A 16200-nucleotide genomic window follows, 5' to 3' on the forward strand; every position below is an offset into this window, starting at 1 on the left:
ATGGGCAGTCTGAGCATCTGGCACTGGCTGATCATTGCGGTCGTTTTCGTGATGTTCTTCGGTGCCAAGCGGATGCCCGACGCGGCCCGCAGCCTGGGTCGGTCGCTGCGCATCTTCAAGAGCGAGGTCAGTCAGATGCAGAACGAGGGCAAGGAGTCCGACCACGCGCCGGCCGCTCCGGTGCAGCAGCCCGCGCAGCAACTGCCTGCCGCACAGCCGGTGACCCCGTCGGTCACCCAGCAGCCCCAGCCGCAGGCCGAGCCGAAGACGCTCTGAGCGCGATGCTCGTCCCGGGGTGAGTAGGTTCTCACTCCGGTAGAAGTGCGGTCGCCGCGTGCGTCCGCCAGCGCGTTCAGTTGCCGAGCTTCCGACCCAGGGGCAATCACCAGCCATGCGAATCCCGTTCGATCCCCGGCAGAGCAAGCGCCGGACCAACCCCGACGGCACCATGTCGTTGGTCGAGCATCTCCAGGAACTGCGCTACCGGTTGCTGGTCTCGATCGCGGCGGTCATCGTCACCACCGTGCTGGGGTTCATCTGGTACGAGTACGGGTTCCTCGGCATCGAGAGCCTCGGCGACATCCTGCGCGGGCCCTACTGTTCGCTGCCGGACTCCGCGCGTGCCGCGATCAGCCCGGACGGCTCCTGCAAGCTGCTGGCCACCGCGCCGTTCGAGCAGTTCACCCTGCGCCTGAAGGTCGGCATGACCGCGGGCATCGTGCTCGCCGCGCCGATCTGGCTCTACCAGCTGTGGGCGTTCATCACCCCCGGCCTGTACGCGAAAGAGCGCAAGTACGCGGTCGGCTTCGTCTCGACCGGCACCGTGTTGTTCGCGACCGGCGCCGCGCTCGCGTATGTGGTTGTCGCCCACGCCTTGAGCTTCCTGCTCTCGATCGGCAACAACGTCCAGATCACCGCGCTGAGCGGTTCGCAGTACTTCGGCTTCATCATCCAGCTGCTGGTCATCTTCGGCGTCAGCTTCGAAACCCCGCTGCTGATCATCGGATTGAACCTGATCGGGGTGCTCACCTACGCCCGGCTCAAGGCGTGGCGGCGCGGAATCACCTTCGGGCTCTTCGTCTTCGCGGCGATCGTGACCCCGCAGGACCCGTTCTCCATGCTGGCGCTGGCGCTCGCGCTGACGGTGCTGTTCGAGGTGGCGATCCAGTTCTCCCGGATCAACGACATCCGCCGGGCGCGTAAGGAAGCCGAAGACCTGGCCGCGCTGTCCGACGAAGAGGCGTCCTCGATCACCGGCCCCGATCCGATCGACCCCGCCGACTCGCTGGTGACGCCCCCGGATAAAACCGGGCGCTCGATGTCGGACTACTCCGATACCCTCTGACGGTGACACATCACCGGTCGCATACGGGCGAGCTTGCCAAGTTTTCCACCGAGCTGAAGTTCAGCCTGGATCCCTTCCAGCGCACCGCCTGTACGGCACTCGAAGACGGACACAGCGTCCTGGTATGCGCGCCGACCGGAGCCGGTAAAACCGTCGTCGGCGAGTTCGCCGTGCACTTGGCGCTGGCCGCAGGCGGAAAATGCTTCTACACCACGCCGATCAAGGCGCTGTCGAACCAGAAGTTCGCCGACCTGACCGAGCGCTACGGGCGCGACAGCGTCGGCCTGCTCACCGGCGACCAGTCGATCAACCCCGGCGCGTCGGTGGTCGTGATGACCACCGAGGTGCTGCGCAACATGCTCTACGCGTCCTCGGACGCGTTGCAGGGGCTGTCGTTCGTGGTGATGGACGAGGTGCACTACCTCGCCGACCGGTTCCGCGGCGCGGTGTGGGAGGAAGTGATCCTGCACCTGCCGCAGGACGTGAAGCTGGTCAGCCTGTCGGCGACGGTCAGCAATGCCGAGGAGTTCGGCGCCTGGATGGAAACCGTGCGCGGCGACACCGCCGTGGTGGTGGACGAGACCAGGCCGGTGCCGCTGTGGCAGCACGTGATGGTCGGGCGGCGGATGTTCGACCTGTTCGACACCGATTCCACCGACCAGAAGGTGCTGGTCGACGAGGATCTGGTCCGGTTCATCCGGCAGCGGGAGGCCGCCGACCGGGCGAACAGCTGGGATCGGCCGCGGCACGGTCGCGGGGGACCGCGGCGCGACTTCCGGCCGCTGCCGCGACCCGAGGTGCTGGCCAAGCTGGACGAAGAGGGCCTGCTGCCCGCGATCACCTTCATCTTCAGTCGCGCGGGATGCGATGGTGCGCTGGCCCAGTGCCTGCGGGCGCGGCTGGATCTGAGCCGGCCGGAGGATCGCGACGAAATCGACGCGATCATCGAGAAGCACACCGGTGATCTGCCCAAGGCCGATCTGGAGGTGCTCGGCTTCTGGCAGTGGCGCGAGGCGGTGCATCGCGGATTGGCCGCACATCACGCGGGGATGCTGCCTGCGTTCCGGCACACCGTCGAGGAACTGTTCGTCAAGGGGCTGGTGCGGGCCGTATTCGCTACGGAGACACTGGCTCTCGGCATCAACATGCCCGCGCGGACCGTCGTGCTGGAGCGATTGGTCAAGTACAACGGCGAGTCGCATGCCGAGCTCACCCCCGGTGAGTACACCCAGCTGACCGGCCGGGCCGGACGTCGCGGCATCGACGTCGAGGGCCACGCGGTGGTGCTGTGGCAGCCGGAGGTCGACACCAGCGCGGTCGCCGGCCTGGCCTCTACCCGGACCTATCCGCTGCGCAGTTCGTTCAAGCCGGGCTACAACATGTCGATCAACTTGATCGACCGAATGGGTTCGACCGAATCCCGGGCGCTGCTGGAGCGTTCGTTCGCGCAGTTCCAGGCCGATCGCTCGGTGGTCGGGCTGGTGCGCGGCATCGAACGCAACGAGGCCCAGCTGCGCAAGCTGCGCAGCCAGCTCGGCGGCGCCGAAGGTGGCTTCCTGGAATACATTTCGCTGCGCGAGCGGATCAAGCAGCGGGAACGGCAGATCGAGCAGCAGGGCCGCTCGGATCGGCGCGGGGTCGCGGTCGCCGCGCTGACCGCGTTGCGCCGCGGTGACGTGGTGGCCATCCCGTCCGGCCGGCGCGCCGGGCTCGCGGTCATCCTGGAACCCGATGCGACGCCGGGGGATCCGCGGCCGCTGGTGCTCACCGAGGACAAGTGGGCCGGCCGGGTTTCGGTGGCCGACTTCCCGGTGCCCGCGGAGACGCTGGGGCACATGCGGTTGCCGCGCCGGGTCGACCACCGGACCGCGCAGACCCGTCGCGATCTGGCTTCGGCGTTGCGCAGCACCGGAATTTCCGCGCCGGGCCGCCAGCGCCGGGGCAAGCGGGCTGCCGCGGCCGACGATCGGGAATTGTCCACCTTGCGCCGCAGTCTGCGCTCGCATCCGGCGCACACCCGCGCCGATCGCGAGCAGATGTCGCGCATCGGCGAGCGCTACAACCGGCTCGAGCGCGAAACCGAGACCATGCGCCAGAAGGTTGCCGCCACCACGAACTCGCTGGCCCGCACCTTCGATCGGATCGTCGGGCTGCTGGAGGAGCGCGGGTTCGTGCACGAGTCCGAGGTGACCGCCGACGGACGCAGGCTCGCCCGGATCTACTCCGAGAGCGACCTGCTGGTCGCCGAATGCTTGCGCCAGGGGCTGTGGCGCGGGCTCGGACCGGCCGAATTGGCCGGTGTCGTCTCGATTCTCGTGTTCGAATCCCGCCAGGACGGTGGATATCTCGGCGTCACCGGCCCGACCGAACCGATCCGGCGGGCCATCGGCGAGACCATCCGGGCCTGGTCCGAACTGCGGACCGACGAGTCGCGGCACAAGCTGCCGCCGACCAGGGAACCGGACCTCGGCTTCGTCACCGGCGTGCACAAGTGGGCGCGCGGCGACGGGTTGGCCGAGTCGTTGCTCGCCAGCGGCGATCAGTCCGCGCCGCTGTCCGCGGGCGATTTCGTGCGCTGGTGCAGGCAGGTGATCGACCTGCTCGATCAGATCCACGGCAGCGCCGACGATCCGGAGGTCGCATCGACCGCCGCGAAGGCGGTGCGGGCGATCCGGCGGGGTGTCGTCGCGGTGGACGCCGCGTAGCGGATTCGATTGTGATTTGATTTCTTTCGCGTACCGACCGTGGCAGAGGACTCGAGTTATCCGACCGTTCCCACGCGGGGGCTACCGTGTGTACAACGATGCGAGTGGAGGCAACCAGATGAGCGGCCCGTTTGGACCCAGCGAACCCGGGGAGGGACGCAACGATCCCACCCAGCAGTGGGGTGGACAGCAGGCACCCGGCGGGACCCCTCAGTGGGGTGGTCAACCGCAGACCCCGGCGTCGGCGCAGCCGACCCAGCAGTGGGGCGGCGGTGACCAGCAGCCGCCGCAGCAGCCGTGGGGTGGTCAGCCGCAGCAGCCCGCGCAGCCGCAGTGGGGGCAGCAGCCCGCGCCGCAGTGGGGGCAGCAGCCCAGCCAGCCGAGCCAGCCGCAGTGGGGTCAGGCCCAGCAGCCGCAGGATTGGCAGCAGGGTCAGCAGCCGCAGTGGGGGCAGCAGCCGCAGTGGGGCGGGCAGCAGCAAGCGCCGCAGCAGGGTGGCGGCAAAGGAAAAGGCCTGCTCATCGGCCTGGTCGTGCTGGCCCTCGTGGTCATCGGCGCCGTCCTCGCCCTCGTGCTCCTGCTGACTTCCAAGGACAAGCTGGACCAGTCCGCCGTCCAGGACGGCGTCAAGAAGGTCCTCACCGACTCCTACGGCATCCAGGATGTCAGCGACGTCTCCTGCCCGTCCGGCCAGGAAGTCAAGGTCGACGCGACCTTCGACTGCAACCTCAAGGTCAGCGGCGAAGCCAAGAAGGTGACCATCAAGATCACCCGCGATGACGGCACCTACGAGGTCGGCCGCCCGAACTAGCCCCAGGCCTCGCTCGAACACTCCGGTCGGCCCACCTAGGTGGGCCGACCGTTGTTTTACCCGCGCGCCTGCCGCAGGACTCGCGCGCGGCGACGCTGCGCACGAGTCGTCTTGCCGCGCATGGAATTGCTGGCAATTTCAGCCGCGGCACGGCATTTTGGCCGCTGCCCGCGAAAAGGTGCGCGGGGTCAGGCGGTGCGCGTGGCGAGGGCCTTGATGAGGCGGGTGATGGGGCTTTCCGCGTTGTAGGCGGTGGCCAGTTCGCGGAGGCGGTCTTCGTCCGCGGGGGTGGTGGGGAGTGTGTCGGGGCGGGAGAGTTTCACGTCGGCGTCGCAGACCACCCGGACGACCGGAGCCGCGGCCTTCAAATACTCTTCTGCCGCACGGAGTTTCGCGCGGATGCCCTGGGCTAGGTCGGCCTCGGGGTCTTCGACGGCGGCGACAAGTGCTTCCAGGGAACCGAATCGGGTGATCAGCAGCGACGCGGACTTCTCGCCGATGCCCGCGACACCGGGCAGGCCGTCGGAGGCGTCGCCGCGGAGGGTGGCGAGGTCGGCGTAGGCGCGGCCCGCATTCTCCAGCGGCACACCGTATTTGGCAGACACCTCGGCCGGGCCGAACAGCTCGGCCTTGGCCAGTCCGCGGCCCGCGTAGAGCACGCGCACCGGCGGCTCGGGGGTATCGCGGACGAGTTGCAGCAGATCGCGATCGCCGCTGACGACCACCACTTCGTCGGTGCTCTCCCGGGTGGCGAGCGTGCCGAGCACGTCGTCGGCCTCCAGTCCGTCCGCGCCGCCGGTCGCGATCCCGGCCGCCTCGAGCACCTCGAGGATCATGTCGACCTGCGGGGTCAGCGTGTCCGGCACCGTCTCGGCACCCGGTCCGGCATCCGCGGAGGTGTCGAGCCGGTGCGCCTTGTACGACGGCACCAGTTCGACCCGGAAATCCGGCCGCCAGTTCAGATCGAGGCACACCACCAGCCGGCTCGGCGAATGCTTGGTGATCAGCGACGCGACCATGTCGGTGAACCCGCGCAGCGCGTTCACCGACCGCCCGTCCGGCGCGGTGATCTTCTCGGGGATCGCGTGGAAGGCACGGAACCACAGACTCGCCCCGTCGAGGAGCAACAGCGGTCCACCGGAAGTCGCAGCAGAAGTCACGGGCTGAGGCTACCTCCCGGCTCCGACAAACCCCGGACGATCTGCCCGAGGAGGGCGAGCCGTGGTGCGCACAGCTCGCGGCCGCCGCAGCAGCGCGGTGGGCGAAGACGGTGCGGATCTGCGAAGCGAAGTGGGGGCACTCGGGTTCGTCCGAGCGGGTCGGACAGGTAACGTCGGACGAATGAGCTCGCATACGGATTCCAGGTTCGCGGCGGACATTTACGGGGAGCGATTGGAACGGGCGGTGCAGCTGATGCGGGCCGCCCATCTGGACGCCCTGTTGATCACTCCGGGCCCGGATCTGCGCTATCTGATCGGGTCCGCCGCCGAGTCCTTCGAGCGGTTGACCTGCCTGGTTATCCCCGCCGACGGCGCGACGCCGTCGGTCGTCATCCCGAAGCTGGAGCTGGCCTCGCTGGCGGGTTCCGCGGCCGGTGAACTCGGCCTGCAGGTTCTGGACTGGGTCGACGGCGTCGATCCGTACGGCGTGGTGAAGTCCGCGCTGCACGTCGGCTCGCGCGTGGCCGTCGCCGACGCGATGCCCGCTCTGCACCTGATCCCGCTGGCCGAGTCGTTCACCGGTCTGCCCGCCTCCGCCACCCCCGTGCTGCGCGAGTTGCGCATGATCAAGGACGCCGCCGAGATCGACGCGCTGCGCCGGGCCGGCGCCGCGATCGACCGGGTGCACGCGCGGATGAGCGAGTTCCTCCAGGTCGGTCGCACCGAGGCCGAGGTCGGCGCGGACATCGCCGCCGCCATCGTCGAGGAGGGTCACACCGAGGCCGCGTTCGTCATCGTCGGCAGCGGCCCGCACGGCGCCGACCCGCACCACCACGACTCCGAGCGGCGGATCGAATCCGGCGACATCGTCGTCATCGACATCGGCGGACCGGTCAACCCCGGTTATTACTCCGACTCGACCCGCACCTACGCCCTCGGCGAGCCCGACCCGAAGCGGGCCGCCCGGTTCGCCGTGCTGGAGCAGGCCCAGGCCGCGTCGGTGGCCGCCGTCCGCCCCGGCGTCACCGCCGAGTCCGTCGACGCCGCCGCCCGAAACGTGTTGAAGGAGGCCGGTTTAGGCGAGGCCTTCGTGCACCGCACCGGACACGGCATCGGCCTGTCGGTGCACGAGGAGCCCTACATCGTCGAGGGCAACGACCTCGTCCTGCAACAGGGCATGGCGTTCAGCATCGAGCCCGGCATCTACTTCCGCGGCGACTGGGGCGCCCGCATCGAAGACATCGTCGTGGTCACCGAGGACGGATGTGAATCCATGAACCAGCGGCCGCACGGGCTGACGGTCCTGTAAGCCGAACCCGGAAACGCGCTCGCTCGAGTCCGAGCGGGCGCGTTTTCGCGTCTACTGCGGTTGAGCTGAGCCGTTGTCGGCCGGTGGCGCATTCAGGGTGGAGCTGGACAGGATCCGCTGGACCTGGATCGCGATGACCACCCGGGTCGGGTTCTCGCGGGGAACCCGGTAGCGCCCCGCGTAGCGCTCGACCGCCTCGGCGACGGAATCCGGATCATCGAGCACGGTGGCCGGTCCTTCGAGCGTGAGCCACCGCCGCCCCTCGACCTGACTGACAGCGGCATAACCACCTCGGCGCACATTGCGCACCTTCGTCGATCCGCCATCGGTGATCACCCGCGCAATCCCGGCCTCCGGATCCCACGTGAACCCCACCGCCACAACATGCGGTGTCCCATTGGCGCGCAACGTAGTCAACGTCGCAAGGTGCCGCTCGGTCACGAACTCGAGCGCACCGGTCGAAAGCTCCACGATCTGCGTCGGCATCCCCCGACCGTAGCGGTTGCCCGTTGCACACCCACAGGGACGCCGCGCCCGCCGCACCGGACGCCCCTGTATGGGCGGCAAATGTCGAACGAGTGGGACACCACGGTGGCAACGCCCGAGGATCCCGCAACGGTGTCCCGCTCGCTGAGTCGCGGCGTGCTCAACGGGACTTCACGGTGGTCGCACTCGCGTTTTGGCCCGGTGGTGTCCCGCTCGGTAAGTCGTGGTGTGGTCAAAGGGACTTCATCGTGGTTGCACTCGCGAAATGGCGCGGTGGTGTCCCGTTGGATCGCAGCGGTGGTTGCACTCGGGCGCAACGACTCCGGTCGCGGTGCCGCTTGTCGAGTCGGGAATGAGTGGCCCACGACAGTGACAAAGTGCGGGTGTCTCGCGGTGGCGTCCCGCTCGCTGAGTCGTGGCGCGTGCAACGGGACTTCACGATGGTGGCGCCTGGGGAATGGCTCGGTGATGGCCCACTCGGTGAATCGCGGCGTGCTCAACGGGACTTCACGGTGGTCGCACTCGCGATTTGGCTCGGTGGTGATCCAGTCGGCAGGGGACGGCGGTTGAACTCGGAAGCGATGACTCCCGTCTCGCTTGGTCGCGGCCGTTCTCGGTGCCGCCAGTCGGATCGGGAACGAGTGCCCACCGTGGCGGTAGAACGCGGGAGGTCCCGCTGTGGAGTCCCACTCGGTGAGCCGCGGTGTGGCTAACGGGACTTCACGGTGGTCGCACTCGTGTTTCGGCCCGGTATTGTCCCGTTCGGTGAATCGGGGCGTGGCCAACGGGGCTTCACGGTGGTCGTGCTCATGGTTTGGCTCTGTGGTGACCCGCTTGGTGAATCGTGGCGTGGTCATTGGGGCCTTCACGGAGGGTGCACTCGGGTAGGGGGCGGTGGGGTCCCGTTGGGCGTGGGGTGTGGTGGGTGGGCGGGGGTGGAATGACAGACTTAGGGCATGGGATTGCGCGGGATTGCGGAGGGGACGGTGCTGCTGCTCGGCGGGCGCAGCGAAATCGGGCTCGAGGTGGCGCGGCGGCTGGCGCCGGGGCAGGTGGTCATCCTCGCGGCGCGGCGTAGCGGGGACCTGAGCGAGCAGGTCGCGGCGTTGACCGAGGGCGGCGCGGCGGCCGTGCACTGCGTGGAGTTCGACGCCGACGACACCGCCGCCCATCCGGCCTTCCTGGAGAAGATCGCGTCCGAATACGGGCAGATCGGCGTGGCCGTGCTCGCGTTCGGCGTGCTCGGCGATCAGGCGCGGGCCGAACAGGACCCGGCGCACGCGATCGCCGTGGTGCAGACCGACTACGTAGCCCAGGTCAGCGTGCTCACCACCCTCGCGAATCTCCTTCGCGCGCAAGGAGAAGGACAGCTCGTCGTCTTCAGCTCGGTCGCCGGCGTGCGCGTCCGCCGAGCCAACTACGTCTACGGATCGGCGAAGGCCGGCCTCGACGGTTTCGCCAGCGGACTCGCGGATGCGTTGTACGGCACCGGCGTTCATCTCCTCCTGGTGCGCACCGGCTTCGTCATCGGCCGGATGACCGAGGGCATGGACCCGGCCCCGTTCTCCAGCACACCGGACCAAGTCGCCGCCGCCGTGGTCAAGGGACTGCACAAGCGCGCCGGAGTCGTCTGGACGCCCCGCATCCTCCGCCCGGTGTTCTTCGGCATGCGTCTACTGCCCCAAGCGATCTGGCGCCGGATGCCCCGGTGAGTGTCCGGCCGGGAGGTTCGGGCCGGGCAGGGCGCGAGTCTGCGCCGATGAACGGTGGGGCGCTGGACGCGCTCCGAGGTGGGTCGCGATGACGGGTTTGTGGTCCGGTCCGCCGGTCGTGGTGGTCGGGATCGGGGCTGACGGGTGGGAGGGGCTCGGACGGTCGGCGCGGGAAGCGATCGCTACTGCCGAGGTGGTTTTCGGGTCTGCGCGGCAGATTTCGCTTGTGCCGGAGCATGATTCGGTGGGGGAGCGGGTGCCGTGGCCGTCGCCGTTGGTGCCTGCGCTGCCTGGGTTGTTCGAGCGGTACGCCGGGGCGCGGGTGTGCGTGCTGGCCAGCGGGGATCCGATGTTCTATGGGATCGGGGTGACGTTGGCGCGGTTGCTGGGTGCGGAGTCGCTTCGGGTGTTGCCGCAACCGTCGTCGGTTTCGCTGGCGTGCGCCAGATTAGGGTGGGGAGTCGCGGAGACGCCGGTGGTCAGCGTGGTGGGACGCGCGTTGGAGACGGTGATTCCGGAGTTGGCCGATGGTCGGCGGGTCATGGTGCTCAGTGCCGATGAACAGACGCCGGGCCGGCTTGCGGAGTTGCTGGGGCGCAATGGGTTCGGCGGTTCGGCGCTGACCGTGCTGGAGCAGTTGGGTGGTCCGGCGGAGCGCGTCGAGGCGGGCATTGCCGAGCAGTGGCAGCGTCCGGCCGGCGATTCGCTGAACATCGTCGCGATCGAATGCGTCGCCGACCCGGACCACATTCGTGCGACGCGACTGCCCGGCCTGCCGGACGAACTGTTCGCCGGCGACGGTCAACTCACCAAGAACGAGGTGCGCGCCCTGACCCTGGCCGCGCTGGCCCCGGCCCCCGGCGAACTTTTGTGGGATATCGGCGGCGGCTCGGGCAGCATCGCCATCGAATGGTGCCGCACCCACCCCACCTGCCGCGCAATCACTTTCGAACGTCTCGAACACCGACGGCAGCAAATCATCGATAACGCGACCGCGCTCGGCGTCCCGAACATCGTGGTGCGCGGCGAGGCCGCCGCAGAGCTGAGTCAGGCGGTGGAATTGCCGCCCACCGAGTCCTCCGCTCCCGACGCCATTTTCATCGGCGGCGGACTCACCCAGCCTGGCCTATTCGAGACATGTTGGTCGCACCTGCGACAGGGCGGCCGGCTCGTGGTGAACGCGGTGACCGCGGAATCCGAATCACTGCTGCTCAGCTGGGCGGCCGCACACGGCGGCACATTGCGGAAATTCCAGATCTATCGCGCGGAGCCGCTGGGATCTTTCACGACCTGGCGCCCGCAACTGCCCGTCACGCAATTTTCAGTTGTGAAACTGCACAGTGCGGACCCCCGAAATGAGGTCCACGAATGAAACGGGTTCACTTCTGCGGGTAGGGTCGGGGCCGAGTTCCGGTCATGATCGGAGATCCGGTTCCTGATGGGGAGATAGATGAAATACAAGAAGTTCGCCGCCACCGCCCTTCTGGCCATCGCCGCCACCGGAGTCAGCGCGGGCACCGTGTACGCCGCGCCCACGCCGCCCGCCGCGCAGGATCAGACCGCCGCCGTCCCGTCCGTCAAGGGCGAGGACCAGGGCGTCAGCTACGCGTTGCAGCTGGCCGACGCGGGCAAGTCCGTCGTCACCAGCGTCACCGGCGGTGCGTTCAGCCTGGCCGCCGACAAGCAGTCGGTCACCCTGACCAACGCCGCGGGCCAGACCGTCACCAGCATCCCGCTGACCCAGCCGGTCAAGGGCGAGCAGGTGGAGATCGCCGCCGCCATCGCCGACGACGCCAAGCAGCTGACCCTGACCCCGAAGGTCGCGCCGAACGCGAACGCGCCGGTCGCCGCCGAGTTCATCGGCGCGCAGGACTGGTTCTTCGCCGAATTGCAGCGGGCCTCGCTCGGTGCGCTGGTCGGCGGATTGATCGGCGCCGCAGTCGGAATCCTGTTCTTCGGCGTCGGGATCCTGCCCGGTGCGGTGCTCGGCGCGATCATCGGCCTCGCCGTCGCGGGCGGGCCGTCGCTGCTGAACGCGGGCATCGCCTACTTCAGCGGCCAGCCCTGAAAACCCTGATTCTGGGCGGTACCCGGGAAGCCCGGGAACTGGCCGCCATCGCTGCCGGCGAGCGAGGATTCGATATCGTCTCCTCGCTCGCCGGTCGCGTTCGTGACCCCTTGCTGCCGGTCGGCGCGGTGCGCGTCGGCGGTTTCGGTGGGGTCGAGGGACTGCGGAAATGGCTGGTGGACAACGGGATCGACACCGTGGTCGACGCCACCCATCCGTTCGCGGGCATCATCAGCGCGAATGCCGCTGCGGCCGCGGCGGATCTGCGCTTGCCGCTCGTGCAGCTGCGGCGGCCCGGCTGGTTGGAGCAGCACGGCGATCGGTGGATTCGGGTACCCGATCTCGCCGCCGCGGCGAAGACCGTTGCGGAACTGGGGAATCGGATCTTCCTGACCATCGGCCGTCAGGGCGTCGGTACCTTCGCCGGACTGACCAGCCAGTGGTTTCTGATCCGCGCCATCGATCCACCAGCGGGCACGCTTCCGCCGCAGCACGAATTACTGCTTGCTCGTGGACCTTTCGCGATCGAGGAGGAGGTCCAGCTGCTGGTGGACCGCCGCATCGATGTGCTCGTCACCAAGGACAGCGGCGGCGATCAAACCGATGCCAAGCTGACCGCCGCCCGCCGGGCGGGACTGCCCGTCGTCATGATCGACCGCCCCCCGCTTCCCGAGGGTGCGGCGATCATGGAAAACGTTGCGCAGGTATGGGACTGGCTGAGCTCAGCTGCCGAGTAGCTCGGGCAGGCGATCGAACCAATCGAGCACCGCGCGTTCGTAGCCGATGCCGAAATCCAGGGTGGCGCGGGCGAAGGCGGGCAGGTCGGTGGGGTCCTCGTCGAGGTACTTGCTGAGCCGCGTCTGGTGAATCTCCCGGTTGGCGGCGATGATTCGATCGAGGTGCGGGCGATCGAGGTGGTCGCCGAAGGAGAGCGTCAACAGCAGTGGGAAGCGGATGTTCTCGCCGCCGGGGTCGCGAGCGATCCACTCCAGGAACACTTCTCGTCCGGCATCGGTGATCAGGTAGGGCGTGCGCTCGCGGGCGCCCGGCGCGCCCTTTTCGACCAGGCCGGCCGCGTCCATCGAGGCGAGTTCGCGGTAGACCTGGCTTTGCGTGATCGTCCAGAAGTCCCCGATGCGGTCCTGGGCCTTGGCCACCAGGTCCCAGCCGGACATCGGTCCTTCGTGCAGAAATCCGAGCAGCGACGCGGCCGTGGAGTTCAACGGCTTGCGGCTGGTCGCGGTGTTCGTCAACCGACTGCTCCCTTCGCCTTCAACCTTCCATAATGGAATGTTATACGAACGTGCGCCGGATCGGCGGCCGGCCTACTTTCCGGCCAGCTGGTCGAGACGGGCCAGCACCAGCGCCATGCCCTCTTCCAAGCGCGCCTGACCCAGGCGCAGTTCGACGAGGTCTTCCTCGATCTTCTCGGTCCGCTCCTCGATCCGGTCGATGCCGTCGAGCGCTTTCCTGGTGAGTGCCGCGAGTTCGCTGAGGACGTCACCCTGCTCGTCGAGTGCTTGTTCGCCGGCGGTGGCTCGGGCCTCCAGGGCTCGGGCGCGCAGCGTCAGCTCCGACAGTGTCGCGGCCAAGATCCCTCCAATCGTCAGTGCGTCAGGAGATCTTACGCGTCGGGCGAGGGTGCGTCGCCTGTGCGTGCGTAGCGTCGCGAGGTGTAAACGCGGACCCCCTGGTCGGTTTCCACTGCCGCCGTGGTCGACGCGCCGATGATCAGCAGGGTGCGCATGTCGACCTCGGCCGGGTCGAGTTCGCCGAGCTGCACCACCCGCACGGACTCGGTCGGGCCGCCCACGTCGCGGCCGACCACCACGGGCGTGTCCGGCTTGCGATGCTCGAGCAGCAGGTCACGCATGGCGCCGACCTGCCAGGTGCGCTGCGAGGAGGCGGGGTTGTAGATCGCGATCGCCATATCGGCGGCGGCCACGGCGGAAAGGCGTTGGGCGACAACCTCCCACGGCTTCAGGCGATCCGAGAGGGAGATCATCGCGTAGTCGTGTCCCAGCGGCGCGCCGACCCGGCTGGCCACCGCGTTGGCCGCGGTCATGCCCGGCAGCACCCGCACCGGCACGCCGCTCCACTGGGGATCCGTGGCCTCCTCGAGTACCGCCGCCGCCATCGCGAACACGCCGGGATCGCCTGATGAGACGACCACGACCCGCGCGCCTCGGCTGGCCAAGTCCAACGCCATGGCGGCGCGCTCGGACTCGACGCGGTTGTCGCTGGCGTGCCTGCGCTGGCCGGGGCGTTCGGGAACCCGGTTCAAGTAAGTCGTGTAACCGACGAGATCCGTTGCGTCAGCGAGTGCTTCGTGCACCTCAGTCGTCGTCCACTCGGTCGCACCGGGGCCGAGTCCGACGACGACGACCTGACCGGGAAGGTTGTCCGGTGCGGCTTTCCGGTCGGCAATGCTGCCTTGGGCGTCGGGCTGGTCGGCGGCACCGTTTTCTGGCTGTGTGGCGAGATGTTTTGCTGCTGAGCGGGATTCGTGGGTTTTCGAGTCCTGGTACACCGCAGTAGGTTCTGCTTTGGCGCGGGGGAGCGGGGTGGTCGGCGTCGGGCCGGGGACGAGCGTGATGGAGAAGTAAGGGACGTCCGCGTCGTCGACGTCGCCCGCGCGCATGACTCGCTGGCGAGTGCTGCTGGCGCGTTCGATGTAGTACGCGTCATCGAGCCGGCCGGAGTCCGAAAGAGCTTGGCGCACACCGGGGTAGGTGCGTCCGAGCTTCATGATGGCGGCGGCCTCGGTGTCGCGGAGCCGGCGGGTGAGTTCGTCGACGGGCATGGTGCCCGGCAGGATGGTCAGTACCTGTTCACCCTCGACCAGCGGGGTGCCGAGCGCCGCCGACGCCGCGCTCACCGAGGTGATGCCCGGAATGATCTCCGCCTCGAACCGATCGGCCAACCGCCGGTGCATGTGCATGTAGGAGCTGTAGAACAGCGGGTCACCCGCGGCGAGCAGCGCCACCGAACGCCCTGCCGCCAGGTGCCCGGCCAGTCGCTCGGCCGCCTGCTCATAGAACTCATCGATCGCACCCTGATAACCGCCGGGATGATCGGTGGTCTCGGTAGTCACCGGATAGACGAGGTGTTCCTCCAACTGCCCGGCTCGCATGTACGGCGCGGCAATCCCTTTGGAGATGCTCCGCCCATGCCGTGCGCTGTGGAACGCGATCACATCGGCCTGGCCGATGATCCGCGCCGCCTTCACCGTGACCAGCTCGGGATCGCCGGGGCCGAGCCCGACACCCCACAACTTCCCTGGCGCCGTTCGTGATTCGCTTGCCGCGGGCTCAGGAGTGTTCACCGGCAGCGCATCTGAACCGTCGATCGATGGCGCGATAATCGTGTCGTTCGTGCTGCTGTCAACGCGCACGGCGCGGTCAGCGCCAGACTGCATACCGTTCGTCATTCCTGTTCGCTCGCAATCGCATTCAGCGCCGACGCGGTGATCGCACTGCCACCCCGTCGGCCGCGAACGGTCAAATACTCGATAGCACCGAAATCGATCAGCGCATCCTTGGACTCCGCCGCACCGATGAAGCCGACCGGAATACCCAGGATGGCAGCGGGGCGAGGAGCGCCCGCGTCGATCATGTCGAGCAGATGGAACAACGCGGTCGGCGCGTTCCCGATGGCGACGACGGCACCGCCGAGATGTTCCCGCCACAGCTCTAGCGCCGCCGCGGAGCGCGTATTGCCCAGCGTCGCAGCGAGTTCCGGCACCCGCGGATCGGTGAGCGTGCAGAGCACCGGATTGTCGGCAGGCAACCGCTTACGCGTCACCCCGGAGGCGACCATGTTCGCATCACACAGAATCGGCGCCCCCGCCCGCAACGCCGCCCGCGCCGAAGCCACCACGCCCGGCGAAAACGCCACGTCCTCGGCCAGATCCACCTGACCGCAGCCGTGGATCATCCGCACCACCACCTGCGCCACGTCCGGCGGAAATCCGCTGAGATCCGCCTCGGCGCGGATCATCGCGAACGAGCGCCGATAGATCTCGGCCCCGTCGGTGAGGTAGCTGGCGCGCACGTCGGACATGCGCTCCACCCTAAGAGGTGGGTTCCCGGCCAGGTCGGCGCGGGTCGCCGGAGGATCCCGCCGGCGTTTGCGGCAGCGATCAGGTGCGGGGGCGTTCGAGGATGCGGGACATGACGATCGAGCTGCGGGTGCGGCCGACGCGGGCGTTCTCCCGGATGCGTTCGACGGTGACCTCGATTTCGGCCATGTCGGTGGCCATGACGTGCACCAGGGCATCGGCCTCGCCGGCGATCGTCCACACGCCGACGATCTGCGGGATCGGTTCCAGGGTGCGGCGCAGTTCGGCGGGGGAGATGTTGTCGCGGTAGTACACCTCGACGTACGCCTCGGTCTTCCAGCCCATCGCCGCCGGGTTCACCAGCGCGGTGAAACCGGTGATCTGCTTGCTCGCGACCATCTTGTCGACGCGCCGTTTGACCGCGGGTGCGGTGAGCCCGACCGCGCTGCCGATTTCCTGGAACGAGGCCCGTGCCTGTCTGAGCAGGTGCTCCAGAATCCGCCGGTCGATGTCGTCCACGTCACACCTTCCTCTGTGCTACGCA

16 protein-coding genes are annotated in these 16200 nt (G+C 68.4%); 9 read left to right on the forward strand and 7 right to left on the reverse strand.

Annotated features, from left to right (window positions below; genetic code table 11):
• From tatA to F3087_RS25785, 4 genes are all read left to right on the forward strand, one after another.
• On the forward strand, positions 1-276 hold the full coding sequence (gene tatA, locus F3087_RS25770) for a Sec-independent protein translocase subunit TatA (protein ID WP_150404601.1): 276 nt from the start codon (positions 1-3) through the stop codon (positions 274-276).
• A gap of 115 nt (positions 277-391) precedes the next feature.
• The gene (gene tatC / locus F3087_RS25775) at positions 392-1345 is read left to right on the forward strand and encodes a twin-arginine translocase subunit TatC (RefSeq protein WP_150404602.1); all 954 of its coding nucleotides are present in this window, start codon (positions 392-394) and stop codon (positions 1343-1345) included.
• 2 nt (positions 1346-1347) lie between these two features.
• Complete coding sequence (locus F3087_RS25780) at positions 1348-4050, forward strand: DEAD/DEAH box helicase (protein ID WP_150404603.1); 2703 nt, start codon at positions 1348-1350, stop codon at positions 4048-4050.
• Between the two features lie 118 nt (positions 4051-4168).
• Entirely contained in the window at positions 4169-4861 is a 693-nt protein-coding gene (locus tag F3087_RS25785) for a DUF4333 domain-containing protein (RefSeq protein ID WP_150404604.1), read from the forward strand.
• A gap of 188 nt (positions 4862-5049) precedes the next feature.
• On the opposite strand, the gene F3087_RS25790 is transcribed toward F3087_RS25785, so the two are convergent.
• Positions 5050-6021: a 5'-3' exonuclease gene (locus F3087_RS25790; protein ID WP_150404605.1), complete on the reverse strand. Its 972-nt coding sequence runs from the start codon at positions 6019-6021 to the stop codon at positions 5050-5052.
• Between the two features lie 181 nt (positions 6022-6202).
• On the opposite strand from F3087_RS25790, the gene F3087_RS25795 reads away from it, so the two are divergent.
• The gene (locus F3087_RS25795; protein ID WP_150404606.1) at positions 6203-7330 is read left to right on the forward strand and encodes a M24 family metallopeptidase; all 1128 of its coding nucleotides are present in this window, start codon (positions 6203-6205) and stop codon (positions 7328-7330) included.
• Positions 7331-7381: 51 nt separating this feature from the next.
• On the opposite strand, the gene F3087_RS25800 is transcribed toward F3087_RS25795, so the two are convergent.
• Positions 7382-7816: a PPOX class F420-dependent oxidoreductase gene (locus F3087_RS25800; RefSeq protein ID WP_150404607.1), complete on the reverse strand. Its 435-nt coding sequence runs from the start codon at positions 7814-7816 to the stop codon at positions 7382-7384.
• Between the two features lie 956 nt (positions 7817-8772).
• Between F3087_RS25800 and F3087_RS25805 the strand changes: the two genes are divergently transcribed.
• The 4 genes from F3087_RS25805 (at position 8773) to F3087_RS46725 (ending at position 12333) form a co-directional block, all read left to right on the forward strand.
• On the forward strand, positions 8773-9528 hold the full coding sequence (locus tag F3087_RS25805; RefSeq protein ID WP_150404608.1) for an SDR family NAD(P)-dependent oxidoreductase: 756 nt from the start codon (positions 8773-8775) through the stop codon (positions 9526-9528).
• A gap of 88 nt (positions 9529-9616) precedes the next feature.
• Positions 9617-10900: a precorrin-6y C5,15-methyltransferase (decarboxylating) subunit CbiE gene (gene cbiE, locus F3087_RS25810; RefSeq protein ID WP_150404609.1), complete on the forward strand. Its 1284-nt coding sequence runs from the start codon at positions 9617-9619 to the stop codon at positions 10898-10900.
• 78 nt (positions 10901-10978) lie between these two features.
• The gene (locus tag F3087_RS46720; RefSeq protein ID WP_223885331.1) at positions 10979-11596 is read left to right on the forward strand and encodes a hypothetical protein; all 618 of its coding nucleotides are present in this window, start codon (positions 10979-10981) and stop codon (positions 11594-11596) included.
• A complete protein-coding gene (locus F3087_RS46725) occupies positions 11593-12333 on the forward strand; it encodes a cobalt-precorrin-6A reductase (RefSeq protein WP_223885363.1) in 741 nt (246 codons plus the stop codon). The genes F3087_RS46720 and F3087_RS46725 overlap by 4 nt, the downstream gene beginning before the upstream one ends.
• Here the strand turns inward: F3087_RS46725 and F3087_RS25820 are convergent.
• The 5 genes from F3087_RS25820 to F3087_RS25840 all read right to left on the reverse strand — a co-directional run bounded on the left by F3087_RS25820 (position 12319) and on the right by F3087_RS25840 (position 16175).
• Positions 12319-12849: a PadR family transcriptional regulator gene (locus F3087_RS25820; RefSeq protein ID WP_150404610.1), complete on the reverse strand. Its 531-nt coding sequence runs from the start codon at positions 12847-12849 to the stop codon at positions 12319-12321. The two genes, F3087_RS46725 and F3087_RS25820, sit on opposite strands and share 15 nt — an antisense overlap.
• Positions 12850-12921: 72 nt before the next feature.
• Positions 12922-13188: a hypothetical protein gene (locus tag F3087_RS25825; protein WP_150404611.1), complete on the reverse strand. Its 267-nt coding sequence runs from the start codon at positions 13186-13188 to the stop codon at positions 12922-12924.
• Between the two features lie 32 nt (positions 13189-13220).
• Positions 13221-15014 (reverse strand): precorrin-3B C(17)-methyltransferase, encoded by a 1794-nt coding sequence (cobJ, locus tag F3087_RS25830; protein WP_150404612.1) that lies wholly within the window; start codon positions 15012-15014, stop codon positions 13221-13223.
• An 8-nt stretch (positions 15015-15022) separates the two neighbouring features.
• Positions 15023-15658, reverse strand: coding sequence for a precorrin-8X methylmutase (locus tag F3087_RS25835; protein ID WP_150404613.1), 636 nt, complete (start codon positions 15656-15658; stop codon positions 15023-15025).
• A gap of 79 nt (positions 15659-15737) precedes the next feature.
• Complete coding sequence (locus tag F3087_RS25840; protein WP_150404614.1) at positions 15738-16175, reverse strand: Lrp/AsnC family transcriptional regulator; 438 nt, start codon at positions 16173-16175, stop codon at positions 15738-15740.
• Between the last annotated feature and the right edge of the window lie 25 nt (positions 16176-16200).

The sequence above is a fragment of the Nocardia colli genome (assembly GCF_008704205.1).
Taxonomy (GTDB): domain Bacteria; phylum Actinomycetota; class Actinomycetes; order Mycobacteriales; family Mycobacteriaceae; genus Nocardia; species Nocardia colli.